This is a genomic window from Microbacterium sp. MMO-56 (genome assembly GCF_037146215.1).
Lineage (GTDB): Bacteria > Actinomycetota > Actinomycetes > Actinomycetales > Microbacteriaceae > Microbacterium.
This window is the reverse complement of record NZ_JBBCVW010000007.1, coordinates 130,760-154,232: the sequence shown is the minus strand read 5'-3', so window position 1 is coordinate 154,232 and position 23,473 is coordinate 130,760. Positions and strand designations below refer to the sequence as shown.

The 23,473-nt window shown below is 71.2% G+C and carries 25 protein-coding genes and 1 tRNA gene; 9 read left to right on the top strand and 17 right to left on the bottom strand.

Features of this window, described 5'->3' with window-relative positions; translation table 11 throughout:
* Positions 1–10: 10 nt before the first annotated feature.
* From groL to WFI00_RS08675, 4 genes are all read right to left on the bottom strand, one after another.
* A complete protein-coding gene (groL, locus tag WFI00_RS08690; protein WP_336631648.1) occupies positions 11–1,630 on the bottom strand; it encodes a chaperonin GroEL in 1,620 nt (539 codons plus the stop codon).
* Positions 1,631–1,777: 147 nt separating this feature from the next.
* On the bottom strand, positions 1,778–1,990 hold the full coding sequence (locus WFI00_RS08685; RefSeq protein ID WP_336631649.1) for a cold-shock protein: 213 nt from the start codon (positions 1,988–1,990) through the stop codon (positions 1,778–1,780).
* Positions 1,991–2,125: 135 nt separating this feature from the next.
* Positions 2,126–2,722 carry a LytR C-terminal domain-containing protein gene (locus WFI00_RS08680; protein WP_336631650.1) on the bottom strand — a complete coding sequence of 199 codons (597 nt, stop codon included), beginning with the start codon at positions 2,720–2,722 and terminating at the stop codon, positions 2,126–2,128.
* Positions 2,723–2,731: 9 nt separating this feature from the next.
* Positions 2,732–3,004, bottom strand: coding sequence for a DUF3263 domain-containing protein (locus tag WFI00_RS08675; protein WP_336631651.1), 273 nt, complete (start codon positions 3,002–3,004; stop codon positions 2,732–2,734).
* Between the two features lie 157 nt (positions 3,005–3,161).
* Here WFI00_RS08675 and msrB point away from each other — a divergent pair, with 157 nt between their 5' ends.
* Both msrB and WFI00_RS08665 read left to right on the top strand, forming a co-directional pair.
* Complete coding sequence (msrB, locus tag WFI00_RS08670) at positions 3,162–3,563, top strand: peptide-methionine (R)-S-oxide reductase MsrB (protein WP_336631652.1); 402 nt, start codon at positions 3,162–3,164, stop codon at positions 3,561–3,563.
* Positions 3,560–4,204 (top strand): nitroreductase family protein, encoded by a 645-nt coding sequence (locus WFI00_RS08665; RefSeq protein WP_336631653.1) that lies wholly within the window; start codon positions 3,560–3,562, stop codon positions 4,202–4,204. The genes msrB and WFI00_RS08665 overlap by 4 nt, the downstream gene beginning before the upstream one ends.
* 3 nt (positions 4,205–4,207) lie before the next feature.
* Here the strand turns inward: WFI00_RS08665 and WFI00_RS08660 are convergent, their stop codons facing one another.
* The 4 genes from WFI00_RS08660 to WFI00_RS08645 all read right to left on the bottom strand — a co-directional run bounded on the left by WFI00_RS08660 (position 4,208) and on the right by WFI00_RS08645 (position 7,562).
* On the bottom strand, positions 4,208–5,137 hold the full coding sequence (locus WFI00_RS08660) for a DMT family transporter (protein ID WP_336631783.1): 930 nt from the start codon (positions 5,135–5,137) through the stop codon (positions 4,208–4,210).
* 257 nt (positions 5,138–5,394) lie between these two features.
* Positions 5,395–6,279 carry an SDR family oxidoreductase gene (locus WFI00_RS08655; RefSeq protein ID WP_336631654.1) on the bottom strand — a complete coding sequence of 295 codons (885 nt, stop codon included), beginning with the start codon at positions 6,277–6,279 and terminating at the stop codon, positions 5,395–5,397.
* Between the two features lie 5 nt (positions 6,280–6,284).
* Complete coding sequence (locus tag WFI00_RS08650) at positions 6,285–6,836, bottom strand: Dps family protein (RefSeq protein ID WP_336631655.1); 552 nt, start codon at positions 6,834–6,836, stop codon at positions 6,285–6,287.
* 84 nt (positions 6,837–6,920) lie between these two features.
* Positions 6,921–7,562: a hypothetical protein gene (locus WFI00_RS08645; RefSeq protein WP_336631656.1), complete on the bottom strand. Its 642-nt coding sequence runs from the start codon at positions 7,560–7,562 to the stop codon at positions 6,921–6,923.
* 100 nt (positions 7,563–7,662) lie between these two features.
* On the opposite strand from WFI00_RS08645, the gene WFI00_RS08640 reads away from it, so the two are divergent.
* A tRNA-Thr gene (locus WFI00_RS08640) sits at positions 7,663–7,735 on the top strand.
* A 4-nt stretch (positions 7,736–7,739) separates the two neighbouring features.
* Here the strand turns inward: WFI00_RS08640 and WFI00_RS08635 are convergent.
* Entirely contained in the window at positions 7,740–9,512 is a 1,773-nt protein-coding gene (locus WFI00_RS08635) for a 2-isopropylmalate synthase (RefSeq protein ID WP_336631657.1), read from the bottom strand.
* A gap of 176 nt (positions 9,513–9,688) precedes the next feature.
* On the opposite strand from WFI00_RS08635, the gene WFI00_RS08630 reads away from it, so the two are divergent.
* Complete coding sequence (locus WFI00_RS08630; protein ID WP_336631658.1) at positions 9,689–10,357, top strand: FadR/GntR family transcriptional regulator; 669 nt, start codon at positions 9,689–9,691, stop codon at positions 10,355–10,357.
* Positions 10,358–10,400: 43 nt separating this feature from the next.
* Here WFI00_RS08630 and WFI00_RS08625 read toward each other — a convergent pair whose 3' ends face one another.
* Complete coding sequence (locus WFI00_RS08625; protein ID WP_336631659.1) at positions 10,401–11,483, bottom strand: DsbA family protein; 1,083 nt, start codon at positions 11,481–11,483, stop codon at positions 10,401–10,403.
* A 296-nt stretch (positions 11,484–11,779) separates the two neighbouring features.
* Between WFI00_RS08625 and WFI00_RS08620 the strand changes: the two genes are divergently transcribed.
* Both WFI00_RS08620 and WFI00_RS08615 read left to right on the top strand, forming a co-directional pair.
* Positions 11,780–12,880, top strand: coding sequence for an ABC transporter ATP-binding protein (locus tag WFI00_RS08620; RefSeq protein ID WP_336631660.1), 1,101 nt, complete (start codon positions 11,780–11,782; stop codon positions 12,878–12,880).
* 83 nt (positions 12,881–12,963) lie between these two features.
* Positions 12,964–14,268, top strand: coding sequence for a DUF4032 domain-containing protein (locus WFI00_RS08615; RefSeq protein WP_336631661.1), 1,305 nt, complete (start codon positions 12,964–12,966; stop codon positions 14,266–14,268).
* A 45-nt stretch (positions 14,269–14,313) separates the two neighbouring features.
* On the opposite strand, the gene WFI00_RS08610 is transcribed toward WFI00_RS08615, so the two are convergent.
* The 3 genes from WFI00_RS08610 to cysS all read right to left on the bottom strand — a co-directional run bounded on the left by WFI00_RS08610 (position 14,314) and on the right by cysS (position 17,426).
* On the bottom strand, positions 14,314–14,952 hold the full coding sequence (locus WFI00_RS08610) for an NAD(P)-dependent oxidoreductase (RefSeq protein WP_336631662.1): 639 nt from the start codon (positions 14,950–14,952) through the stop codon (positions 14,314–14,316).
* Between the two features lie 88 nt (positions 14,953–15,040).
* Complete coding sequence (rlmB, locus tag WFI00_RS08605) at positions 15,041–16,033, bottom strand: 23S rRNA (guanosine(2251)-2'-O)-methyltransferase RlmB (RefSeq protein WP_336631663.1); 993 nt, start codon at positions 16,031–16,033, stop codon at positions 15,041–15,043.
* Positions 16,026–17,426 (bottom strand): cysteine--tRNA ligase, encoded by a 1,401-nt coding sequence (gene cysS, locus WFI00_RS08600; protein WP_336631664.1) that lies wholly within the window; start codon positions 17,424–17,426, stop codon positions 16,026–16,028. Before cysS ends, rlmB begins: the two co-directional genes overlap by 8 nt.
* Positions 17,427–17,508: 82 nt before the next feature.
* Here cysS and WFI00_RS08595 point away from each other — a divergent pair, with 82 nt between their 5' ends.
* Positions 17,509–18,432: a DMT family transporter gene (locus tag WFI00_RS08595; RefSeq protein WP_336631665.1), complete on the top strand. Its 924-nt coding sequence runs from the start codon at positions 17,509–17,511 to the stop codon at positions 18,430–18,432.
* A 53-nt stretch (positions 18,433–18,485) separates the two neighbouring features.
* Positions 18,486–18,947, top strand: a complete 462-nt coding sequence (locus tag WFI00_RS08590) for a GNAT family N-acetyltransferase (RefSeq protein WP_336631666.1) — start codon at positions 18,486–18,488, stop codon at positions 18,945–18,947.
* A 21-nt stretch (positions 18,948–18,968) separates the two neighbouring features.
* On the opposite strand, the gene ispD is transcribed toward WFI00_RS08590, so the two are convergent.
* Both ispD and WFI00_RS08580 read right to left on the bottom strand, forming a co-directional pair.
* Complete coding sequence (gene ispD, locus WFI00_RS08585) at positions 18,969–20,162, bottom strand: 2-C-methyl-D-erythritol 4-phosphate cytidylyltransferase (protein ID WP_336631667.1); 1,194 nt, start codon at positions 20,160–20,162, stop codon at positions 18,969–18,971.
* 61 nt (positions 20,163–20,223) lie between these two features.
* Positions 20,224–20,706, bottom strand: a complete 483-nt coding sequence (locus WFI00_RS08580; protein ID WP_336625283.1) for a CarD family transcriptional regulator — start codon at positions 20,704–20,706, stop codon at positions 20,224–20,226.
* A gap of 181 nt (positions 20,707–20,887) precedes the next feature.
* Here WFI00_RS08580 and WFI00_RS08575 point away from each other — a divergent pair, with 181 nt between their 5' ends.
* Positions 20,888–21,355, top strand: a complete 468-nt coding sequence (locus WFI00_RS08575; protein ID WP_336631668.1) for a DNA modification methylase — start codon at positions 20,888–20,890, stop codon at positions 21,353–21,355.
* Between the two features lie 68 nt (positions 21,356–21,423).
* Here the strand turns inward: WFI00_RS08575 and WFI00_RS08570 are convergent, their stop codons facing one another.
* Together WFI00_RS08570 and WFI00_RS08565 are read right to left on the bottom strand one after the other, a co-directional pair.
* Complete coding sequence (locus WFI00_RS08570) at positions 21,424–22,107, bottom strand: response regulator transcription factor (protein WP_336631669.1); 684 nt, start codon at positions 22,105–22,107, stop codon at positions 21,424–21,426.
* Positions 22,104–23,315, bottom strand: a complete 1,212-nt coding sequence (locus WFI00_RS08565; protein WP_336631670.1) for a sensor histidine kinase — start codon at positions 23,313–23,315, stop codon at positions 22,104–22,106. The genes WFI00_RS08570 and WFI00_RS08565 overlap by 4 nt, the downstream gene beginning before the upstream one ends.
* Between the last annotated feature and the right edge of the window lie 158 nt (positions 23,316–23,473).

Below are 23,473 nucleotides of genomic sequence, written 5' to 3'. Positions count from 1 at the left end.
CGGGATCGACTCAGAAGTCCATGCCACCGGTCGGGTCGCCGGCCGGAGCCGCGACCTTCTCCGGCTTGTCGGCGACGACGGCCTCGGTGGTGAGGAACAGGCCCGCGATCGACGCGGCGTTCTGCAGCGCCGAACGGGTGACCTTGGCCGGGTCGATGATGCCGGCGGCGAACATGTCGACGTACTCGCCGGTGGCCGCGTTCAGGCCCTGACCGACGGGGAGCTCCGACACCTTGTTCGCCACGACGCCCGGCTCGAGACCGGCGTTGAGGGCGATCTGCTTCAGGGGCGCCTCGATGGCGACCTTGACGATGTTCGCACCCGTGGCCTCGTCACCGACGAGCTCGAGCTTCTCGAACGCGTTCTTGCCGGCCTGGATGAGCGCGACGCCACCACCGGGGACGATGCCCTCCTCGACGGCGGCCTTCGCGTTGCGCACGGCGTCCTCGATGCGGTGCTTGCGCTCCTTCAGCTCGACCTCGGTGGCCGCGCCCGCCTTGATGACGGCGACGCCGCCGGCGAGCTTGGCGAGACGCTCCTGCAGCTTCTCGCGGTCGTAGTCGCTGTCGGTGTTCTCGATCTCGCGCTTGATCTGGGTCACGCGACCCTCGATCTGCGCGGAGTCGCCCGCACCCTCGACGATCGTGGTCTCGTCCTTGGTGACGATGACCTTGCGCGCCTTGCCCAGGAGGTCCGTGGTGGCGTTCTCGAGCTTGAGACCGACCTCCTCGGTGATGACCTGGCCGCCGGTGAGGATCGCGATGTCCTGCAGCTGCGCCTTGCGGCGGTCGCCGAAGCCGGGAGCCTTGACGGCGACCGACTTGAAGATGCCGCGGATCTTGTTGAGCACGAGCGTCGCGAGAGCCTCGCCCTCGACGTCCTCGGCGATGATGACGAGCTCCTTGCCCTCCTGGATCACCTTGTCGACGATCGGCAGCAGGTCCTTGATGTTGGAGATCTTCTGGTTCGCGATGAGGATGTACGGGTCCTCGAAGACGGCCTCCTGGCGCTCCGGGTCCGTGACGAAGTAGGGGTTGATGTAGCCCTTGTCGAAGCGCATGCCCTCGGTGAGCTCGAGCTCGGTGCCGAAGGTGTTGGACTCCTCGACGGTGACCACGCCCTCCTTGCCGACCTTGTCGATCGCCTCAGCGATGAGCTCGCCGATCTCGGGGTCGGCGGCGGAGATGGATGCCGTGGCGGCGATCTCCTCCTTGGTCTCGACCTCCTTGGCCGACGCGAGCAGCTCGTCGGAGAGAGCCTTGACGGCCTTCTCGATGCCCTTCTTCAGGGAGATGGGGTCGGCGCCGGCCGCGACGTTGCGCAGGCCCTCGCGGACGAGCGCCTGAGCGAGGACCGTGGCGGTCGTCGTGCCGTCACCGGCGACGTCGTCCGTCTTCTTGGCGACCTCCTTGACGAGCTCCGCACCGATCTTCTCGTACGGGTCGTCGAGCTCGATCTCCTTGGCGATGGAGACACCGTCGTTCGTGATCGTGGGGGCGCCCCACTTCTTCTCGAGCACGACGTTGCGGCCACGCGGGCCGAGCGTCACCTTGACGGCGTCGGCGAGGATGTTCAGGCCGCGCTCGAGGCCGCGGCGGGCCTCCTCGTCGAAAGCGATGATCTTTGCCATAAGTGTGTCGTCCCTCCCGGACGTGAGGATGAGTCTTTAGCACTCGCCATGATGGAGTGCTAACTCATTCTGGCACTCGGGCATGACGAGTGCAAGCCGCCGCGGCGGGCGCGTCGCACCGCGCGGACGGCGGGAGGGAGGACCGACTCAGGCGACGACTCGGACGGCCTCGGCCTGCGGGCCCTTCTGCCCGGCGCCGACGGTGAACTCGACCGCCTGGCCCTCCTCGAGCACGCGGAAGCCGCTCATGTCGATGTTCGAGTAGTGCACGAAGACGTCGTCACCGCCGTCGACGGTGATGAAGCCGAAGCCCTTCTCTGCGTTGAACCATTTGACGGTGCCACGGGTCGTTCCGGCCATGCGAATCTCCTGATGTTGCGGTGGGACCTGGCCATGCTAACCACGGCGGATGCCGCGGATTCGCCGATCCCTGCACTGTTGACACGCGTGCATCGAAGTGTTCACACGCACGAAACAACCGCCCGCGAGAGGGGGTCAGGGGGTCGCACCGGGACTCGCGCCGTCCGTCCTGTCGAGGCCGACGACGATCACGAGCTGACGCGTCGTGCTCTCGTCCTCATCGGTCGTGGACGGATCGTCGCTCGGCTGGTAGCTCGTGTCCAGCCGCACCTGCGCACCGCCGATGGCGTCCGCCAGGCCGCGGGCCGCCGGCTCGTCCTCCGCCCGCGCGTAGTAGACGGTCGTCGTGGGGAAGTCCTCGGATCCTGCGTCGCCGTCGAGCACGGAGTCGGGCGACCATCCCGCGGCGATCACGGTGTCGCGGACGCTTCCGGCCAGGCCCCGCTGCGGCGTCGCGTTGAGGACGATCACCGAGAAGGTGGTGTCGAGGACCGGCTCGACGGTCGGCGCGACCGACACGGTCGGCTCGGGCGACGAGAACAGCGTGATGCGGCCGGTCGCGACCATCGATCCGAAGATGCCGAGCGTCACGAGGACGATCGTGGCGATCGCCGACCAGAGCAGGATGACACCGCCGCGGATGCGCGGATTCTCGGCACGGTGGGCGCCGACACGCCCGCTGTCGGCGGGGAGGTCGTCGAAACGATCCTTCGGCGGGGGGGTCTTGGGCACCACAGAATGCTACCGGGCCGCGCCCGAGCGCACCTCAGCGGCCATTCCCGCACGCACCGCGCGCTCGGCGAGCCGGCCCTCGCGCAGACGACGGAGGCGGTGGACGAGCAGCGCGTCGTAGGCGGCCGCATCCGGAGCGTCGATGACGCGTTCGAGCAGCTGGTAGTAGCGCGCCGGGGCCATCGAGAGCTCGCCGCGGATGGCCTCCTCCTTCGCGGCGCCGTGCCCGTTCCACCGGGACTCGAAGTCCAGGAGCACACGGTCACGGTCGGAGAGGGGCACGCGGCCAGGCTACGCGCGCACCTCCCTGCGCGCCCGGCGCCGCGCGGGGAGCGCGCCCGATTGCTCGGGCATCTGTCAGCGGGGAGCGGAACAGCGCGACCCGGCATCCGGTTGAATAGGACGGACGGAGCGATCCGCCACGACGGAAAGGCCGAGAATGACGTACAACGTGCACAAGAGCGACGAGCAGTGGCGCGAGGAGCTGAGCCCCGAGCAGTACGCGGTCCTGCGACAGGCGGGCACCGAGCGCGCGTGGACCGGGGAGCTCCTCGACGAGCACCGGGCCGGCCTGTACACCTGCGCCGCGTGTGGGGCGGAGCTGTTCCGCTCCGGGACCAAGTTCGACTCGCACTGCGGGTGGCCGAGCTTCTACGAGTCCGTGCGCCCCGAGGCCGTCGAGCTGATCGAGGACCGCAGCCACGGCATGGAGCGCACCGAGGTGCGCTGCGCGAACTGCGGCTCGCACCTGGGACATGTCTTCCCCGACGGGTTCGGCACGCCGACGGGCGACCGCTACTGCATGAACTCCCTGTCGCTGTCCTTCTCCCCCGAGTCATGACCGACGACGCCACGGTGCTCCCCGCCCTGGAGGCCGTCCGCTCGCGGCGGTCCTGGTCGAAGGTCACGGATGCCGCGCCGAGCCACGCCGAACTGCTCACGCTGGTCTCTGCGGCGGGTCGTGTCGCCGATCACTCGTCGCTGCGCCCCTGGCGGATCATCGAGCTGCGCGGCGACGATCGCCGCACGCTGGGCGCCGCCATCGCCGCGGCGGAGAAGGACGACAAGCCCTCCACCAAGCCGCTGCGCGCTCCCCTGCTGCTCGCCGTCGTGGCCAGCTATCGCAAGAGCGACAAGGTGCCCCGGTGGGAGCAGGAGGCGGTCGCGTCCGGCGTCGCGCACGTTCTGAGCCTGCTCCTGGACGAGGCGGGCTGGGGCGTCCTGTGGCGCACCGGTCACTACACGCGCAGCAAGGCGGTCGCGAAGGCCCACGGGCTCGGCGCGGACGAGGAGCTGCTGGGCTGGCTCTACGTCGGCGGCAAGCCGGAGCGCTCGCGGCCGGGTCGACGCAAGCCCGTGGACGCCCGCGCGCACCTCGGCCGGATGCCCGGTGCGAGCACCGCGCCCGACGAGATCACCGCCTGGCGCGGCTCGAAGGACGCGAAGAAGAAGAAGAAGAAGAAAAAGAAGTCGAAGAAGTAGGGCCTAGCGTCGCCGCGCCCGCCACGGGGCCGCGGCGACGACGACACCCGCACCGGCGACGACGATCATCAGGAGCTGGAGCTGCCACCCCGATCCTGCGTCGGGTGGCCAGAGCATGTCGAGCACGAACGCCGTGACCAGCTGCCCCGTGACCGCCCCGAGCCCCAGCAGCAGGACACCGGTGTGCACGACGAGAGCGGCCGAGATCGCGATGTAGACCACGCCGATCACGCCGCCGAGATACAGCCACGGCTCCGCGGGCGGCGCGGCGGGGGCGCCGGCCAGGGCGACCTCGACGACGGCCGCGACCGCCAGGATCGCCGTACCGCCGACGAAGTTCACCAGCGTCGCCGTCAGGGGCGTCCCCACCCGCTGGCGCAGACGCCCGTTCGTCGCCTGCTGCCAGGCGATGCCGATGCCGGCGAGCACGGGCAGCACGAGCATCCACCACGGAACGCGCTCCAGCACGCCGCCCTGGAGCGAGATCGCGACCGCACCGAGGGCGAACGCCCCACCGACGACGCGCGGCATCGTGACGGCGACGACGCCGGCGGGTCCGTAGCCGATCCGGTCGAGGACGAGCCCCGACAGGGTCTGCCCCGCGACGACGCCGACCGTGAACAGCGAGACGCCGATCACCGCCACCGCGAGACCCTGCGTGGCGACCGTCAGCGCGCCGGCCGCTCCGCCGGCGAGCATCCACCAGGGGATGCTCCTCTGCCGCACGCCGTCGCGCAGCTGCGCGAGGCCCCGACGCCCGGAGGGCATCACGACGGAGAGCACCGCCAGGACGATCATGCCGGAGCCGAACGAGACGACCGCGGCGACGAATCCGTCCTCGAGCCGGAGACCCAGCTGACCGTTGACCCGGGCCTGCGCCGCCGTGAGCACGCCGACACTGACGGCTCCCCCGATCGCCAGCCACGCGGGCATACGCGGGTGCTCCTTCACGGAGAGTTAGCCTAGACCGTGCCGCCGGCAGGGCTGACGCGGACCACCTCCGTTCAGTCGTAGCCGAGGATGCAGATGGCCTCGGTGACGGCTTCGGGTTCGATCGGGGCGGTGGGGTGCGGGTCCTCCATGGCACCGAGGCTACGCGACCCCCGCCGCGGCGGGCGCACGCATCGCCGGGCAAAAGACGGCGCGGTGCCCGGGCCGTCGCGGATCAGCGGAACCCGGGCACCGACGGATCAGCGGAACCCCTTCCCTCCGGTCACGGGGAGCACGGCGCCGGTGACGTACGTCGCCTCGTCCGAGGCGAGGTAGACGTAGGCGGGGGCCAGCTCGGCCGGCTGTCCGGCGCGGCCGAGCGGGGTGTCCTGGCCGAAGGTCGCGAGCCGCTCGGCATCCCAGCCCGTCGCGGGGATGAGAGGAGTCCAGATCGGTCCGGGGGCGACGGCGTTGACACGGATGCCCCGCGGCCCGAGATCCTCGGCGAGCGCCGTCACGAACGCGACCTGCGCCGCCTTCGTCATCGCGTAGTCGATGAGGCCCGGCGAGGGCTCGGCCGCCTGGATGGACGAGGTCACGATGATGCTCGCCCCGGCGTTCAGCCGCGGGATGGCGGCCCGCGCCGTGAAGATCATCCCGTAGAGGTTGGTGCGGAAGACGCGATCGAGCTCCTCCGTCTCGAGGTTCTCCACTCCGTCGCGGTCCTTCTGGTACGCGGCGTTCAGGACGAGGATGTCCAGGCCGCCGATCCCCTCGACGGTGCGGGCGACGATCGAGGTCGCGAAGTCCTCGTCGCGGACGTCGCCCGGGAGGGACAGGGCGGTGCGCCCGGCGGCGCGGACCAGCGCGAGCGTGTCGTCCGCGTCGGCCTGCTCCTCGGGGAGGTGGGCGATCGCGACGTCCGCACCCTCTCGGGCGAACGCGATCGCCACGGCGCGGCCGATGCCGGAGTCGCCGCCGGTGATCAGCGCGTGCCGACCGGAGAGGCGGCCGGAGCCGACGTACGACGATTCGCCGTGGTCCGGCGTCGGCGTGGTCCGGTCGGTGTGGCCGGGCTGACTCTGCTCCTGGTCGGGGAAGCCTTCGTCGGGGTGGAGAGTCGTGGGGTCGACGGCGTCGCTCATCGCGCTCACACCTTCTTCGCGACGCGGTTCTCGGCGCTGATCATCCAGGCGAACTGCTCCAGTCGCTCCAGGATCTCGTGCAGGATGTCGGCGCTCGTCGGGTCCTCCTCGTCGACCTCGTCGTGCACGTCCCGGCACGTCGAGACCGTGTCCTCGAGGCGCACCGTGATGAGGTCGATGACCTCGGTCGTGGAGACCTCCCCCTGGGGGAACTCGGGGAGGGTCGTCGTCTCGGCCACGGTGTCGCTGCGACCGTCCGGCAGGGCGTGCAGCGCGCGCATGCGCTCGGCGACGGTGTCGCTGAACTCGCGCGCCGCATCGATCACCTCGTCGAGCTGGAGGTGGGTGTCGCGGAAGTTCGTACCGATGACGTTCCAGTGGGCCTGCTTGCCCTGGGAGGCCAGTTCGATGAGGTCGACGAGGACCCGCTGGAGGTTGTCGCTGAGCGTCTGCGAGGCGGTGAAGCCGCTCTCGGCGTTCTGCTCCTGGGTGAGCTGCGCACCGCGGGCGGGCTTGCGCTTGTTCTTGGCGGGGGTTGTCTTCTGGGTGGTGGCCATGCTCCGACGCTACGAGCGGACGCACAGGCCCTCGCGGGGATTGCGCGCCCTCCGACCGCGTGCTACGCGGACCCGCCGGGCCGCTCAGTCGAGGGTTGCACTCACCGCCTCCGCCGCGAGCGTCGCCGACGACGCGGCGTCGACGAGGGTCCCGTCGACGATCGCCCACACGGGCCCGTCGAACCCGTACGCGAGGTAGGCGCGATCCTCCCCCTCCTTCGGCGTGGTGTAGACGGTCACATCGCCGCTGCGAGAGCGTTCGAACTCGGGTGACGCGTCCAGCGCCGAGGTCAGCGTGTCACGGGCCTGCGCGTCGATCACGGCGACCGAGAGCATCACGGACATCGGCGAGGACGCGATCCCCCAGGCGCACGTGCGCGTGCGGCCGGACCCGTCGTAGGTCGCCCCGGCGACGGGCCCCGGAAGCGAATCGGTGGTGCGGGTGCGGTCCTCGCCGAAGCCCTCGAGACGAGCGTCGCCGGTCACCGTGCGCATCCGGTCGACGCTCACGAGCGCGCCGCACTCCGGGATGGCCGTGATCTCGTCGAGCGGAGCGGACGGGCTCGCCGACGGGGACGGGGGTGTCCGCGTCGGGTCTACGGAGGGTTCGACCGCGCTCGAGGTCGGGACCGGGGCCTGCGGCGAGGGCGAGGGCGCGCATCCACTCGTCACGGCCGTGACGACGAGAGCGACGAGGGCGAGGGCGGGAACGAGTGGCCGGGACATGCCCACGACCCTAGGCGGTGCGCCCGCCGATGTCGCCGGTGCGCGCTGCATCGCCGCCCGACGAGCATCTAGACTCTGTGGTGGCTCGGTTGCGGGCCCGGCCGGCTTGGCGCAATTGGTAGCGCACCTGTCTTGTAAACAGGGGGTTGCAGGTTCGAGTCCTGTAGCCGGCACTCCTCAGCGGCCGTCGGCGCGGTCGATCGCACGCACGACGGCCTCGAATGTGGCGGTGAGAACGGATCTGTCGCGTCCGGCCGCCCAGCCGGTCTCGCCGCCTCTGCGGTACTCGAGGAGGGTGAGCGCCTCTGCTCCGGAGCCCGCACGGACGGAGGTCTGGTGCAGGGAGAGGATCTCGACGTCGATCCCGAGGCGGGCGACCGCCGCGACGAACGCCTCCACGGGACCGACCCCGCGGTGTTGGGAGGTGTGCTCGGTGCCGCCCCGGCGGACGGTCAGGTGCGTGCGGTCTCCGGCGTCCGTGGTGCGATAGTCGACCAGCTCGACCTCACCCCGCGCGGCATCGAGATAGGTGCGCTCGAAGATATCCCAGAGATCGCTCGCGGTGACCTCCTCGCCGGTCGCGTCGGTGTGCTGCTGCACATGGCGGGAGAGGTCGATCTGGGCCCGTCGGGGCAGTTCGATGCCGTACTCGGTCTGCAGCAGGTAGGCGATGCCGCCCTTCCCCGACTGCGAGTTGACGCGGATGACGGCGTCGTAGTCGCGGCCGATGTCCGCCGGGTCGATGGGCAGATACGGCACGCGCCACTCGATCTCCTGCTCCGGGAGACCCTGGGATGCCGCCCGGGCCCGGTGTTCGGCGAAGCCCTTGTTGATCGCGTCCTGATGCGTGCCGCTGAAGGCGGTGTGGACGAGATCGCCGACGTAGGGGTGGCGCGGGTGCACCTCGATGCGGTTGCAGTACTCGACCGTGCGGCGGATCTCGTCGATGTCGGAGAAGTCGATCATGGGGTCGATGCCCTGAGCGTGCAGGTTCAGGGCGAGGGTGGCGATGTCGACGTTGCCGGTGCGCTCGCCGTTGCCGAAGATGCACCCTTCGACGCGCTGCGCTCCGGCGAGCAGGGCCAGTTCCGCGCAGGCGATCCCGGTGCCGCGGTCGTTGTGCGGGTGCACGGAGAGGATCACCGCGTCTCTGCGCGCGAGACTCCGGTGCATGTGCTCGATCTGATCGGCGTACACGTTGGGCGTGGCGATCTCGACGGTCGCCGGGAGGTTGAGGATCACCGGCCGCTCCGGCGTCGCCTCCCACGCCGCGGTCATCGCGTCGCAGATGTCGATGACGTAGTCGGGTTCGGTGAGGGTGAACACTTCCGGACTGAACTCGAACCGCACGTTCGGCAGATCCCCCGCGAGCGCCATGACGTCGCGGCCGCCGGCGAGGATCAGCGCCCGGAGCTCGTCTCGATCCTTCCCGAGGACGACATCGCGCCAGACCGGCGCGGTCGCGGTGTAGAGGTGGATCACGACCGGGTTCCGGATGCCGCGGATCGACTCCACCGTGCGCTCGATCAGATCCCTCCGCGCGGGGGTGAAGACGACGATCGTGACATCGTCGGGTGCGATGCCGGTCTCGGCGATGAGCCGCACGAAGTCGAAGTCCGTGCGCGACGCGGACGGGTAGCCGACCTCGATCTCCTTGTAGCCCATCCGCACCATGAGATCGAAGAAACGGCGCTTGCGGGCCGGATCCATGGGCTCGGCGAGCGCCTGGTTGCCGTCACGCAGATCCACCGGCACCCACAGCGGCGCGTCGACGAGTCGACGCGTGGGCCATACCCGTTCCACGAGCGGCACCTCGACGCGGGAGTACACGTCGCGGTAGCGGTGGAAGGGCATCTGCGAATGCCGCTGTCGGTTCCAGGCGGGTGCCGTCTCGGGCGTCGGGCCGGCAGGCGTCTGAATTCGCGAAAAGCGGGCAGTGGTCGTGTTCATGTCGTCGGCTCTTCTTCCGGGTGGTGCGAGGGCAGCGGACCGGCGCACATCTCGGCTCCACGACGGGGAGCCGGTCCGGCTATACCCCGTCGTGGCGGAGAAGAAGAGCGAGCGAGAACGAGATCACGGGTAGACTGTACCAGACTCCTCAGACAAGTAGACGAATAGGAGACGGCATGACACAGGCGAGGCGAGCACCGCTCGCGGATCAGGCCGCGGAGATCCTCCTCGACCGAGTCCGTTCCGGCGAGTGGGAGCTGGGCGAGAAGCTGCCCGGGGAGACTACCCTCGCCCCCCAGCTCGGCGTCGGGCGCTCCACCGTCCGCGAGGCCATCCGGCAGCTCGCGGGCCGTGGGGTCCTGACCACCCGCCAGGGCTCAGGGGTGTTCGTCGCCGCTCTCGACGCCCCGGAGGAGTGGGACGCGATCCTCACCCGCTCCGGCATCGTCGCCGTCATCGAGGCACGCATCGCGATCGAGAGCGAAGCCGCCGCTCTCGCGGCCGAACGACGCACGCCCGCGGACCTCCGCGCCATCAGACGCGCGCTCGCGCTACGCGAGCAGCACCGGACCGAGCTCGACAGCCATGTCGACACGGACACCGCGTTCCACCGCGCCATCGTCGTCGCCGCACACAACCCGATCCTGCTCGAGCTCTTCGACACCTTCACGCCCCGGCTGAGGGCGGCCATGATCGATATGCTCCGCCTCCGCGGCGACCACGGCGCCAACCCTGATCACGTCAGCCACGAGGCGCTCGCGGGCGCCGTCGCCGACCGCGATGCCGCGGCCGCACGCGCCCTCAGCCGCGCCCACCTGTCCTCGCTCGCCGCCGCGCTCGTCTGACGGACGACCGAGGAGCACCGCGGGGCCGGGCGGCCCGGACGACTCAGGGCGTGGTCGTCGGAGCCGGCGTCTGCGTCGGGGACGCGGTCGGAGTCGGCGACGGGGTGGCGTTCTTCGAGGACTTGCCGCTCGCCGTGGTCAGGACGAACTGCGAGAACTCGGCGGGGTCGTCCATCGCCCCCATGTAGGCCTGACCGTTGACGGTGACCATCGAGTTGCTGGTGAGCGCCAGACCGGGCGATCCCTCGATGCCCGACACCGCGCGCTCGGTGGCCGCCTTGACCCACGAGGCGTAGCGCTCGGACTCGATGCAGTCGCGCAGCAGGCCCGGGTCGCCGCCGTTGGCCTGGGCGATGTCGGCGAGGTCCTTGTCGGAGAAGCCGTCGGAGTCGACGGACGGCTGGCGCGTGAGCAGGTCGTCGTTGAACGTGAAGAACGACTCGGGGGCGTACGACGCGACGCACGCGGCCGCGCTCGCCGCGCGCAGGGAGTACTTGGTGCCGTTGGACTTCGCCGTCAGCATCGCCACGGGGTGGTAGGTGAGCGTCGCCGCTCCGTCCGCGACCCACGACGAGAGGTTGTCGGCGTTCGCGAGCTGCCACTGACGCGCCGCCGGCGATAGGTAGTCGACGTAGACGTGGATGTCCACCGGCGTGGAGGTCGTCGCGGTCGGCGAGGGGGCGGGAGCCGTCTGATCGCCCTCGGGGCTCGCCGCGGCGGTGGCGTCGTCGGGCGAGGTGAGGGCGGCGGCGGCCGAGGAGATGGAGGACACGACGAAGCCGTCGCGATCGGTGCCGTCGGGCGAGAGCTGTGGCTTGCTCGCGGCGCCGCCGACGGTCCAGGCGACGACGGTCCCCACCGCGGCGACGACGGCGACGACACCGAAGGTGATCGCCGAGCGACGGATGAGTCGCCGACGCGACTGCTGGACGCGCACCTGCTGGGCCTTCTCCCGCACGGCGTCGCGACGCCCGAGCGGAGCGGCCTCGTCGACGCTCGAGTCCGCGCCGTCGACCCGCTGCACGACACCGGTGTCGCCGGCGGTCTCGGACGCCTCGGCGGACGGCGCCGACGAGGGCGTGGAGTCGTCGTCGGCCGGCGCGTTCGGGATGTCGTCGCGGGACATGGGACCTCTCGGAAGAAACGATGCGTGGCGTCGCGCCGTGGGCGGCGCGGTGCGGGGCCGCCCCGGGAACGGCGACCCCCACGATGGTAGATCGCGAGCCTGGGAAATGCCCAGACGCGCGGGCCCTTCACGACCGCGTCCGGACGCGGCGCGTCCGCCCGGGTCGGTGCATCGGGCACGGGCTGTTCGTGCGATACTGAGAGGTGCACCCGATGACGGGTGCGCGGGCCAAGCCCCCGCTCATTCCATCACTACGGATCGTCCGGCACGTACCTGCCGGTGAAGGAGAAGAAAACATGGCGACTGTCACTTTCGACAACGCAACCCGCCTCTACCCGGGCGGCACCCGCCCGGCCGTCGACAAGCTCAACCTCGAGGTGGGCGACGGAGAGTTCCTGGTCCTCGTCGGACCCTCCGGCTGTGGCAAGTCCACGTCGCTGCGCATGCTGGCCGGCCTCGAAGAGGTCAACTCGGGCCGCATCCTCATCGGCGACCGCGACGTCACGGACATCCCGCCGAAGGACCGCGACATCGCGATGGTCTTCCAGAACTACGCGCTGTACCCGCACATGACGGTCGCCGAGAACATGGGCTTCGCCCTGAAGATCGCCGGCGTGGGCAAGGAGGAGCGCGCACAGCGCGTCCTCGAGGCCGCCAAGCTCCTCGACCTCGAGGACTACCTGACCCGCAAGCCGAAGGCGCTCTCCGGTGGTCAGCGTCAGCGTGTCGCGATGGGCCGCGCGATCGTCCGCAAGCCGCAGGTCTTCCTCATGGACGAGCCGCTGTCGAACCTCGACGCCAAGCTCCGCGTCCAGACCCGCACCCAGATCGCGTCGCTGCAGCGCAACCTCGGCGTCACGACCGTGTACGTCACGCACGACCAGACCGAGGCCCTCACGATGGGCGACCGCATCGCGGTGCTCAAGGACGGCCTGCTGCAGCAGGTGGGAACGCCCCGCGACCTGTACGAGAAGCCGAACAACGTGTTCGTGGCCGGCTTCATCGGCTCGCCCGCGATGAACCTGTTCCCCGTCGACCTCGCCAGCGCGGGCGGCATCCAGTTCGGCACCGCCGTCGTCGACGCCGACATCGACCGCCCCACGAGCGGCACACAGGTCACCGCCGGCGTGCGCCCCGAGGACATCGTGGTCAACCCCGCCGACGGCCAGGGCCTGTCGGTGACGGTCGACCTCGTCGAGGAGCTCGGCGCGGACGGCTACCTCTACGGGCACACCGAGATCGCGGGCAAGCGCACCGACATCGTCGCGCGCGTCGACGGCCGCAACCACCCGAACGCCGGCGAGACCGTCGTCCTCGCCCCCGTGCCGCACCACGTGCACGCGTTCGACCTCGAGTCGGGCGAGCGCCTCACCAAGAAGGCGATCGCCTCGGCCTGATCGATCCTGACGCGGCGCGGGTGGCTCACACGAGCCCCCCGCGCCGCGTCGCATCCGACCCGCACGAAAGCAGAGCGTCCGAGGTGGACACCCTCAGCATCACCGCCAGCAGCATCGACGCGGGTCTGCTCGCCCTCCCCTGGTCGACGCCGCTCGACGAATGGAAGAGCGACCACATCGTGTCGCTGCCGAAGGGTCTCTCACGTCATCTCGTGAGGTTCGCGAACCTCTCCGGACGCGTCATCGCCGTCAAGGAGACCACGGCCGAGATGGCGCGGCGCGAGTACGACATGCTGGGCATGCTCGCCCGGCTCGACGTACCGTGCGTCGAACGGGTCGCCGTCATCGACGGGCGACGCACCGCGCGGGGCGAGGCCCTCCCCGCCGCGCTGGTGACCGCGCACCTGAAGTTCTCGCTGCCCTACCGGGCCCTCTTCACGCAGACCCTGCGCCCCGACACGGCCGGACGTCTCGTCGACGCCCTCGCCGCCCTCCTCGTGCGCCTGCACACGGTCGGCTTCTTCTGGGGCGACGTGTCGCTGTCGAACACGCTGTTCCGCCGGGACGCCGGCGCCTTCGCCGCCTACCTCGTGGACGCGGAGACCGGAGAGCTGCACGAGACAGGACTGACCCGCGGGCAGCGCGAGCACGACCTCGACGTCGCGCGCACCAACATCGCCGGAGAGATCATGGATCTGGAAGCGGGCGGCCGGCTCGAGGGCGGGGTCGACGCCGTCGCGATCGCGGACGGCATCGTCTCGTCCTACCACGCGCTGTGGGCCGCGCTGACGGATCTCGAGACGTTCGCGGCGAACGAGGCGTGGCACATCACCGAGCGCGTGCAGCGCCTCAACGATCTCGGGTTCGACATCGGCGAGATGACCATCGAGCAGGCCGCCGACGGCACCCGCGTCGCGATCCAGCCGAAGGTCGTGGATGCCGGACACCACCAGCGACGCCTGCTGCGGCTCACCGGACTCGACGTCGAGGAGAACCAGGCCCGGCGCCTGCTCAACGACATGGACGAGTTCCGCGCCCGCGTCTCGCGGCTGGGCTCGGACGAGGACATGGTCGCCCACGAATGGCTCACCCGCGTGTTCGAGCCGGTCGTCAAGGCGATCCCGTGGGACCTGCGCAGCAAGCTCGAGCCCGCCGAGGTCTTCCATCAGGTGCTCGAGCACCGGTGGTACATGTCGCAGGAGCGCGGACAGTCCGTGCCGATAGCCGAGGTCCTGTCGTCCTACGTCGACACGGTGCTGCGCCACCGCAGGGATGAGGCGACCCTGATGGGCCCGCCCACCGAGACGCTCTCGATCCCGGTCATCACCGCCGCGATCGGCACGCTGGACGACGATGACGAAGACGTCGACTGGCGCGACCTCGTCTGAGGCCGCGCCGGTCGGCGTCGGTCGATGCGGGATGCGCTCCGGCGGTCAGTAGCCGACGGTGAAGCGACCCCGCGAGTGCTTCGGCTGCTCGATCTCGTCGACGACGGCGATCGCGAAGTCCTCGCCGGAGATGTTCGACTGACCGTCCGCGTCCGTGACGAGCACGTCGCCGCCGTCGCGGTACGCGCCCGTGCGCGTGCCCGGGTTGAACGCGCCGAAGCCGCCGGCGGGGTGGATGAAGAACCAGTCGCGGTCGCCCTGCTCGCTCTGCAGGTCCTCGAGGACGCCGATCATCTCGAGCGCCTCGGCCTTGAACTCCTCCGGGAACCCGGCGTCGATCAGCCGCGGCCCGCCGGGTGCGACGAGGCTGCCGCCGGCGCCGCCGACGACGCCCAGACGCACGCTGTCCGGGAGGACCGAGGCGAGCGCCTCGAGGTTCGGACGCACGAGCCCCTCCATCTCGCCGCGGGGGGCGACGGCGCTCACGACGACGTCGGCGCCCGCGAGCTGCTCGACGAGGCCGGGGACGTCCAGGAGCGTGCCCTCGATGTACGTCGCCCCGGCGACGCGCTCGGCGGGCACGGAGCGGGCGATCGACAGCACGGTGTGCCCGCGGTCGACCGCTTCCGAGACGATGTGGCGGCCGGCGTAACCGGTGCCGCCGAGGACTGCGATGATGGCCATGAATGGTCCTTCCGTCAGGAGTGTCGCAGGGGGAAGCGACGACCCGTGCAGAAGTATTCCCGCACGGAGATATGAGTCCGCCGAGGGCTCACTCGGAGGCGGCTCGGATCGTCGAGACCTGGTAGAGCGCCACGGATGCGGCGATCCCCGCATTGAGGGACTCGGTGGCCGAGGAGATCGGGATCGACACGATCTGGTCGCACGTCTCGGTGACGAGGCGCGACAGGCCCTTCCCCTCCGAACCGACGACGATGACGACGGGCCGGTCGGCGAGCTCGAGGTCGGGCAGGGCGACGTCTCCCCCGCCGTCCAGACCCAGGACGAACACGCCCTGCTTCTTGAACTCCTTGAGGGTCGTCGTCAGGTTCGGCGCCATGGCGACGGGGACGCGTGCCGCAGCGCCGGCGCTGGTCTTCCAGGCGGCCGAGTTGACCCCCGCCGACCGGCGCTGCGGGATGATGAGGCCCTGGCCGCCGAACGCCGCCGTGGAGCGGAGGATCGCGCCGAGGTTGCGCGGATCCGTCACGCCGTCGAGGGCCACCAGCAGCGGCGTCCGGCCCGTCTCGACGATCTCCTCCAGGAGATCCTGCGGGTGGGCGTACTCGTACGGGGGCACCTTCAGCGCGACGCCCTGGTGCACGCCGTCGAAGCCGGCCATCCGGTCGAGCTCGGGCCGCGTGACCTCCATGACCGGGATGCCCCGATGCGTGGCGATCGAGAGCATCTCCTTGACGCGGTCGTCCATCTCGACGCGCTGGGCGATGTAGAACGCCGTCGCGGGGATCTTGGCACGCAGCGCCTCGAGCACCGAGTTGCGGCCCGTGACGTTCTCGGTGTCGTCTCCGGCCTTCGCCTTGGGGGCACGCGCGGGTGCCGGGCGCTGCCCGGGCCGCCCCTTGCCGCCGGCCGCCGCGTAGCGCTCTGCGGCCGCCTTGCGCTTGCCGGCGACGTGCCAGCTGCGGTCCTCCGCCTTCGGGGTGGGGCCCTTGCCCTCGAGCGACTTGCGGCCGTGGCCGCCCGTCCCCTTGGTGGGTCCCTTCTTCTTGCCCTTGCCCGCTGAGGGGTTGCCCGGCTTAGCCACGGTTCACACTCCAATGGGTCCCGTCGGGACCGTCTTCGAGGACGATGCCGGCCGCCGCGATCGCGTCGCGGATGCGGTCGGCTGCCGCCCAGTCCTTGTCGCCGCGCGCCCGTGCGCGCTGCGTGATCATCTCCTGCACCAGGGCATCCAGCACCGGCGCGGCCTCGCCGTCGGCGACCTGCCACTGCGGGTCGCGCGGGTTGAGCCCGAGGATGCCCGTCATCCGGCCGACCTCGACGAGGGCCCGCGCCGCGCCCTCCCGGTCGCCGTCGTCCAGGGCGGCGTTTCCCGCCCGCACCGTCTCGTGCACGACGGCGAGCGCCTGCGGCACGCCGAGGTCGTCGTCCAGCGCCGCCGCGAACGGGGCCGGCAGGTCCGCCGCCACGAGCGGGGTGGCGGTGCCGAGCGCGCGGGCGGCGCGCTGCTGGAACGTCCGGATCCGCTCCACGGCGGACTCGGCCTCCGCGAAGGTCGTGGGCGAGATCTCGAGCGACGATCGGTAGTGGGCGGCGGCGAGCGCGTACCGCACGACGAGCGGATCGACCTCGGCGAGCACATCGTGGGCGAGCAGGAAGTTCCCGAGCGACTTGGACATCTTCTGATCGCCCACCGTGACGAGGCCGTTGTGCACCCAGTACCGCGCGAACCGGTCCCCCGCGGCGGTCGACTGCGCCAGCTCGTTCTCGTGATGCGGGAAGCGCAGGTCGAGACCGCCGCCGTGGATGTCGAACTCCGCGCCGAGGTAGCGCCGGCTCATCGCCGAGCACTCGATGTGCCAGCCCGGGCGTCCGGGGCCCCACGGCGACTCCCAGGAGGCGTCGGCCGGCTCGTCGGGCTTGGCCGCCTTCCAGAGCGCGAAGTCGTGCGGATCGCGCTTGCCCCGCTCGAGGGCGCCGTCGCCGGCCTCCATGGCGTCGACGCTCTGGTGCGTCAGAGCCCCGTACGACGGCCACGACCGCACGTCGAAGTAGACGTCGCCGCCGGACGCGTAGGCGTGGCCCGCGGCGATGAGTCGAGCGATGAGCTCCTGCATCTGCGGGATCGACGCCGTCGCGCGGGGCTCGTACGTGGGGGGCAGGATGCCGATCGCGGCATACGCGGCGGAGAACTCCGCCTCGACACGGTACGCGAGCGCCCACCACGGCTCGCTCGGGGTCGCGTTCGCGAGGACCTTGTCGTCGATGTCCGTGACGTTGCGGATGAACGTGACGCACCCGAAGCGACGCTGCAGCCATCGCCTCATCAGATCGAAGGCGAGTGCGGCCCGCAGGTGGTGGATGCCCGGGCCCGACTGCACCGTCGGTCCGCAGACGTACATCGTGACGTTGGCGGGGTCCATCGGCGTGAACTCGCGCAGCGCCTGCGCCTGGGTGTCGTAGAACCGGACCGTCACCCACCCAGCCTACCGGCGACGCCGCCCTCCGACGGGGCGGTGCGCGATCACACGTGCGACGGATGTGCGGTAGAAGAGAGGGGTGCTGCACGTGATCGCGATCCTCGCCGCGGCGGTGCTGTTCGGCACGACGGGCACCTCGCAGGCGCTCGGCCCCGACGGCACCACACCGCTGTCGGTGGGCGCGTTGCGCATGGTCATCGGCGGTACGGGCCTCGCGGTGCTGGCCTTCGCCCTCGCCCGCGCTCAGGCCCGGCGCCGGCCCGGTCTCATCCGGCCCCGCGCGGGCGTCCGGCCGGTGCTGCTGATGATCCTGACCGGCGTGTGCCTGGCGGTGTATCAGCCGCTGTTCTTCCTCGGCACGGCGCGCAACGGCGTCGCGGTGAGCACGGTCATCGCACTCGGGTCCGCACCCGTCCTGGCCGGGCTGCTGGAGTGGGCGCTCACGCGGCGTCTGCCCTCCGGCGCATGGATGGGGGCGACGGCGCTCGCGACGACGGGCGTCCTGCTCCTCGGGATCGGCGGCGGAGGCGCGGGCGGCACCGATCCGGTCGGGGTCCTGGGCGCCGTCGGCGCCGGCGCCTCCTTCGCCGTGATCGCGAACGCACAACGCCGCCTCCTCGACGGCGGGTGGGATGCGTTCACGATCGTGGGGGCGATGGGGGCGAGCTCCGCCGTGGTCAGCGCCCTGGCCCTCCCGTTCGTCGACGTCACCTGGCTGCTCGCTCCTCGCGGCCTCACAATGGCGCTGTGGCTGGGGCTCGGAACCATCTCGGTGGCGTACGTCCTGTTCACCTGGGGGCTGCAGGGCGTCTCGGCGGCCACGGCGGCCACGCTCACCCTGGGTGAGCCCCTCACCGCGGCCGTCCTCGGACTCGCCGTGCTCGGCGAGCATCTCTCGCCGCTCGCGACCGTCGGCATCGTCGTGCTCGCCGCCGGGCTCGCCCTTCTGGCGTGGGGCTCCCGTCGGCCGCGCGACCCCGCACCGTTCGCCGTCGAGGCCTGACGGCTCCCGTCGCCCGAAACGGGGGCGAAACCCGAGGACGGCACACTGATCGGGTGAGCCTCCGCATCGTCGTCGACGACCTCTCCGCCCCCGAGACCCGCCGCCTCATCGCCGCCCACCTCGACGGCATGCACGCGCAGAGCCCGCCGGAGAGCGTGCACGCGTTGGATCTGACGGGGTTGAGCGGAGCGGACGTCACCGTGTGGTCGGCCTGGCGCGAGGACGAGCTCGTGGGGGTCGGCGCGCTCCGACGGCTCGATCCCGAGAACGCCGAGCTGAAGTCCATGCGCGTCGACGACAGGTTCCTGGGCACGGGCGCGGGACGCGCGATCCTCCGCCACGTCGTCGCCGAAGCCGCCGCACGGGGCGTGCGCACCCTGTGGCTGGAGACCGGCGTGGAGGAGGGGTTCCTCCCGGCGCGCCGCCTCTACGAGAGCGAGGGGTTCGCCCCGTGCGCGCCGTTCGGCGACTACGACGCGGATCCGCTGTCGGTGTTCATGACCAGGACGCTCTGACGACGCGCCGACGGGGCGAGCTCAGGTCGTCGGGATCACCGTGGCCACGGCGAACGCGGCGACGCCCTCGCCCGCGCCGGTGAACCCCAGGCCGTCGGTCGTGGTCGCCGTCACCGACACGGGCGCACCCAGGGCCGCCGAGAGCGCCCGCTCGGCCTCCGCGCGTCGTGCCGCGAATCTCGGGCGGTTGGCCTGCACCTGGACCGACACGTTGCCGACGGAGAACCCGGCCTCCTCGACGAGTCGGCGCGTCCGCGCGAGGAACGCGTCGGCGTGCGCGCCCGCGTACTCGGCCTGGGCGGTGCCGAAGTGGGTGCCGATGTCGCCGAGCCCCGCCGCGGCGAGCACGGCGTCGACGATGGCGTGCGCGACCGCGTCGCCGTCGGAGTGTCCGTGCAGGGCGGTCTCGCCGGGCCAGGCGATGCCCGCGAGCCACAGGTCGCCCTCGCCGCCGTACGCGTGGACGTCGGTGCCGACGCCGACCCGGGGGGCCGTGGCGCGAGCCCGGTCCGCCGCCGATCCCTCGGCGAGGATCGCGCGCGCCCGGTCGAGGTCGGTCGGCGTCGTGATCTTGAACGCCCGCTCGTCGCCGACGACCGTGCGTACGGGCGTGCCCGCGGCCTGGACGAGCGCCGCGTCGTCGGTGTGGTCGGCGGATGCCGTCGCGTAGGCCGCATCCAGGAGCGGACGGCGGAAGCCCTGCGGCGTCTGCGCGGCCGCGAGGCTCGACCTGTCGACGGCCTCGACGACCGTCTCCCCGTCGACGCGTTTGATCGTGTCGACGACGGGGAGGACCGGAAGGACGGCGTCTGCCGCGTCGAGGGCGTCGATCACGCGCGTGAACACGGCGGCGGGGGTGAGGGCGCGGGCCGCATCGTGGACGAGGACGACCTCGACGTCCGGCCACACCGCGTGAAGCCCCGCCGCCACCGACTCCTGACGCGTGGCGCCGCCGGCGACGACGGAGGCGAGGTCGTGGCGTGCGCCGGCCTCCGCGCGGACGTCCGTCAGCGCGTCGCCGACGCGGGAGGCCGGGGCGACGACGACGACCTGGGCGAGCGGGGCCGAGAACACCCCGCGCAGCGCGTGCCGCAGAACCGTGTGCTCGTCGATCCCGACGAAGGCCTTGGGCACCCCGGCGCCCAGGCGCTGACCGGAGCCGGCGGCGACGAGGATGACGGCGACCCGCGGGACGGGGATGAGTTCGGAAGCCATGCCCCGACCCTAACCACCCGCGCGGGGAAAGACGCGTGCGACCGCCTCGCGGCGGGGGACGTCAGGAGGCGAGGACCTCGTCGAGGACGCCGGAGGCGTGCTCCTCGTCGGCCTTCAGGGCGAGGGCGATCTCGGAGACGAGGATCTGACGAGCCTTCGCGAGCATGCGCTTCTCACCCGCCGACAGTCCGCGATCCTGATCGCGGCGCCACAGGTCGCGGACGACCTCGGACACCTTGATGACGTCGCCGGACGCGAGCTTCTCGAGGTTCGCCTTGTACCGGCGCGACCAGTTGGTCGGCTCCTCGGTGAACGCCGCGCGCAGCACGTCGAACACCCGCTCGAGACCGTCCTTGCCGATGACGTCGCGCACGCCGACCAGGTCGACGTTGTCCGCAGGGACCTCGATGATGAGGTCTCCCTGGGTGACGTTCAGCTTCAGGTACTTCTTGGTCTCGCCCTTGATGATCCGGTCCTTGACCTCGATGATCGTCGCGGCGCCGTGGTGCGGATAGACGACCGTCTCGCCAACCTCAAAAAGCATGCAGTTATGTCCTTTCGGCAACCTCAAGGATACCACAGGCGACATACGCTAAGGTTTGCCGGCTCACCCCCCTCCACGCGGGGGGAACGGGTCCGACGGAGCCGATCGCCCACCCCCTAGAATGGGGACGCGCCGTACCGGGATCCCGGGGCGGCGCCCCGCACCGTCACCAGGAGGACCCGTGAACACGCGCCGTCTCGCGCCCGTCGCCCTCGCCGCCGCCCTCCTGCTGGGCATGACCGGCTGCAGCATGATCTCGCCGCAGGCGACCACGATCCCGTACTCCCCCGCGGACGGGGTGAACGTCCCCGACTCGGGCCCGCTCAAGGTGCGCAACGCCCTGTTCGTCGCCGACAAGGCGGGGACGAACGCGAACTTCCTCGCGGCGATCGTCAACGACACCGACGAGGCGGCGACCCTCCTCGTCGGCGTCGACGGCGCCAACAAGAGCGTCCGGGTCCCGGCCCGTTCCACGGTGAGCCTCGGGTTCGACGACGCGGAGCCGCTGCTGTTCACGAAGCTGTCGACCCAGGCCGGCGCCGACCTGGACGTCACCTTCCAGTCCGGCGACGGCGAGGGCGTGATGGTCTCCATCCCGGTCCTGGACGGCAAGCTCCACTACCTCGCGGACTTCGTCCCCGCCTCCTGACGGACGCGGGCGGGTCGGGCCTCGCAGCGAGGGCCGAGCCCGCCCGACCGACCCCGGCTCGCCCGCGGTCAGGCCTCGAAGCGATAGCCCAGCCCGCGCACCGTCAGCAGCATCACAGGCTCCGACGGGTTCGTCTCGATGCGCGAGCGGATCCGCTTGATGTGCACGTCGAGCGTCTTCGTGTCGCCGAAGTAGTCGCTCCCCCACACGCGGTCGATCAGCTGACCCCGCGTGAGCACGCGGCCGGCGTTGCGCATGAGGACCTCGAGCAGCTCGAACTCCTTCAGCGGCATCGGGATGACGGTGCCGTCGACGGCCACCGTGTGCCGGTCGATGTCGATGACGACACGGCCGCCCTCGACGATCCGGTCGTCGAGGTCGGCCTCCGGCGCCGAGGCACGACGCAGCACGGCGCGCATGCGGGCGAGGAGCTCGCGCGACGAGTACGGCTTGGTGACGTAGTCGTCCGCACCGAGCTCGAGGCCGACGACGATGTCGACCTCGGAGTCCTTCGCGGTCAGCATGATGATCGGCGTCTTCGAGGTCGTCCGGATGACCCGGCACACCTCGGTCCCGGGCATGCCCGGGAGCATGAGGTCGAGCAGCACGATGTCGGCGCCGCGCGCGGCGAAGGCATCGAGCGCGGAGGGACCGTCTTCGACGATCTCGACCTCGAAGCCCTCACGACGCAGCAGGTACGCGAGCGGGTCGGCGAGATCCGGCTCGTCCTCCACGATCAGGACACGGGTCATACGGACTCTCCCTCCGTCCGCACGACGGCGCGGACTTCCTTCTTGGACTTCTTCGCCTTCTTGCGGCGCTTGGGCTTGTCGTCGATGGCGTCGGGCGCGTCGATGGCGGCCAGGCGGACGGTGAACGTGGAGCCCCGGCCGGGCCGCGACCACAGCTCCACCTCGCCGCCGTGGCGCTGCACGGCGTGTTTGACGATCGACAGCCCGAGACCGGTTCCGCCGGTGCGGCGCGAGCGCGCCTGGTCCGCGCGGTAGAACCGCTCGAAGACGCGCTCCTGCTCCTCCTCGGGGATGCCGATGCCCCGGTCGGTGACGGCGATCTCCACGACGCCGTCGTCGAGGCGGACGCCGACCCCGACGGACGAGCCCTCGGGCGAGTACGCCACGGCGTTGGCGATGAGATTCGCGATCGCCTCGGTCAGCACCTGCACGTCGCCGCGCACGTGCGCGCCGCGCGCGCCGCCGCGGACGATGCCGATCCCGGCCGCGCCGGCGGCGATGGACTGCGACTCGATGGCGGCGGCGACGACCTCGTCGACCGCGACGTTGCGCAGCTCGGTGAGGTCGTCGGCGGACTGCAGCCGGGACAGGCTCATGATGCGCGACGTGAGCTGGCCGAGGCGCGTCGCCTCCGCGCTCAGCCGGGTGGCGAAATGGCGCACCTGATCCGGATCGTCGGCGGCCGAGTGCACCGCTTCGGCGAGGAGGGTCACGGCGCCGACGGGCGTCTTCAGTTCGTGGCTGGTGTTCGACACGAAGTCCCGGCGCATCTGCTCGACCCGCTCGTGTTCCGTGATGTCCCGGATGACGATGAGGGTGAGCCGGACGGTGATCGCGCTCGCCCGCGCCGACACGAGGCGCAGCTCGACCCCGCGGCGCAGCCGCATCGTCGAGGTCTCCGGATGCTCGGCGCGGCGGGTCTCGCGGACGAGCTCGCGCAGATCCTCGCCCGGCAGCATCGATTCCTCGACCATGCCGAACAGCTCCGCGGGCGCCGATGCGGCCACCACGCGCAGCGATCCGTCCACGACGACCGCCACCTCGTCCATGCCCTGGAGGACCGCACGCGTGCCGTCGGGCAGCTCCAGGGAGGCGGCGACCCGCGCCCGGTCGCGCGCACGCAGGGCGATGAGCACGAGCGTCGCCACGCCGCCGCCGATGAGAACACCGACGGTCAGCGCGACGATCGCGATGTTCGTCGAGTCCATGACCACCAGCGTAAGGTGGGCGCGAGCCCCGACCTCACCGCCTCGACCGAGCCGCCGCGCGCAGGTCGGCAGTGTTCACCGTGTCAGCACCGTTCGTTAACCTTCGGACGGCAGGATCGGCGCGGTCGCGTGACCTTTCCGGTGCGCACCGTGTCCGG

Bases quoted from the DNA above. Each gene is read 5' to 3' on its own strand.
- WFI00_RS08665 (WP_336631653.1), top strand. From the start codon at position 3,560: ATGACCGACGACGCCACGGTGCTCCCCGCCCTGGAGGCCGTCCGCTCG.
- groL (WP_336631648.1), bottom strand. From the start codon at position 1,630: ATGGCAAAGATCATCGCTTTCGACGAGGAGGCCCGCCGCGGCCTCGAG.
- WFI00_RS08635 (WP_336631657.1), bottom strand. From the start codon at position 9,512: ATGAACACGACCACTGCCCGCTTTTCGCGAATTCAGACGCCTGCCGGC.
- WFI00_RS08660 (WP_336631783.1), bottom strand. From the start codon at position 5,137: ATGCCCGCGTGGCTGGCGATCGGGGGAGCCGTCAGTGTCGGCGTGCTC.
- WFI00_RS08565 (WP_336631670.1), bottom strand. From the start codon at position 23,315: ATGGACTCGACGAACATCGCGATCGTCGCGCTGACCGTCGGTGTTCTC.
- msrB (WP_336631652.1), top strand. From the start codon at position 3,162: ATGACGTACAACGTGCACAAGAGCGACGAGCAGTGGCGCGAGGAGCTG.
- WFI00_RS08650 (WP_336631655.1), bottom strand. From the start codon at position 6,836: ATGGCCACCACCCAGAAGACAACCCCCGCCAAGAACAAGCGCAAGCCC.
- WFI00_RS08610 (WP_336631662.1), bottom strand. From the start codon at position 14,952: ATGGCCATCATCGCAGTCCTCGGCGGCACCGGTTACGCCGGCCGCCAC.
- ispD (WP_336631667.1), bottom strand. From the start codon at position 20,162: ATGGCTTCCGAACTCATCCCCGTCCCGCGGGTCGCCGTCATCCTCGTC.
- WFI00_RS08625 (WP_336631659.1), bottom strand. From the start codon at position 11,483: ATGTCCCGCGACGACATCCCGAACGCGCCGGCCGACGACGACTCCACG.
- WFI00_RS08630 (WP_336631658.1), top strand. From the start codon at position 9,689: ATGACACAGGCGAGGCGAGCACCGCTCGCGGATCAGGCCGCGGAGATC.
- WFI00_RS08655 (WP_336631654.1), bottom strand. From the start codon at position 6,279: ATGAGCGACGCCGTCGACCCCACGACTCTCCACCCCGACGAAGGCTTC.
- WFI00_RS08645 (WP_336631656.1), bottom strand. From the start codon at position 7,562: ATGTCCCGGCCACTCGTTCCCGCCCTCGCCCTCGTCGCTCTCGTCGTC.
- WFI00_RS08580 (WP_336625283.1), bottom strand. From the start codon at position 20,706: ATGCTTTTTGAGGTTGGCGAGACGGTCGTCTATCCGCACCACGGCGCC.
- WFI00_RS08685 (WP_336631649.1), bottom strand. From the start codon at position 1,990: ATGGCCGGAACGACCCGTGGCACCGTCAAATGGTTCAACGCAGAGAAG.
- WFI00_RS08570 (WP_336631669.1), bottom strand. From the start codon at position 22,107: ATGACCCGTGTCCTGATCGTGGAGGACGAGCCGGATCTCGCCGACCCG.
- WFI00_RS08620 (WP_336631660.1), top strand. From the start codon at position 11,780: ATGGCGACTGTCACTTTCGACAACGCAACCCGCCTCTACCCGGGCGGC.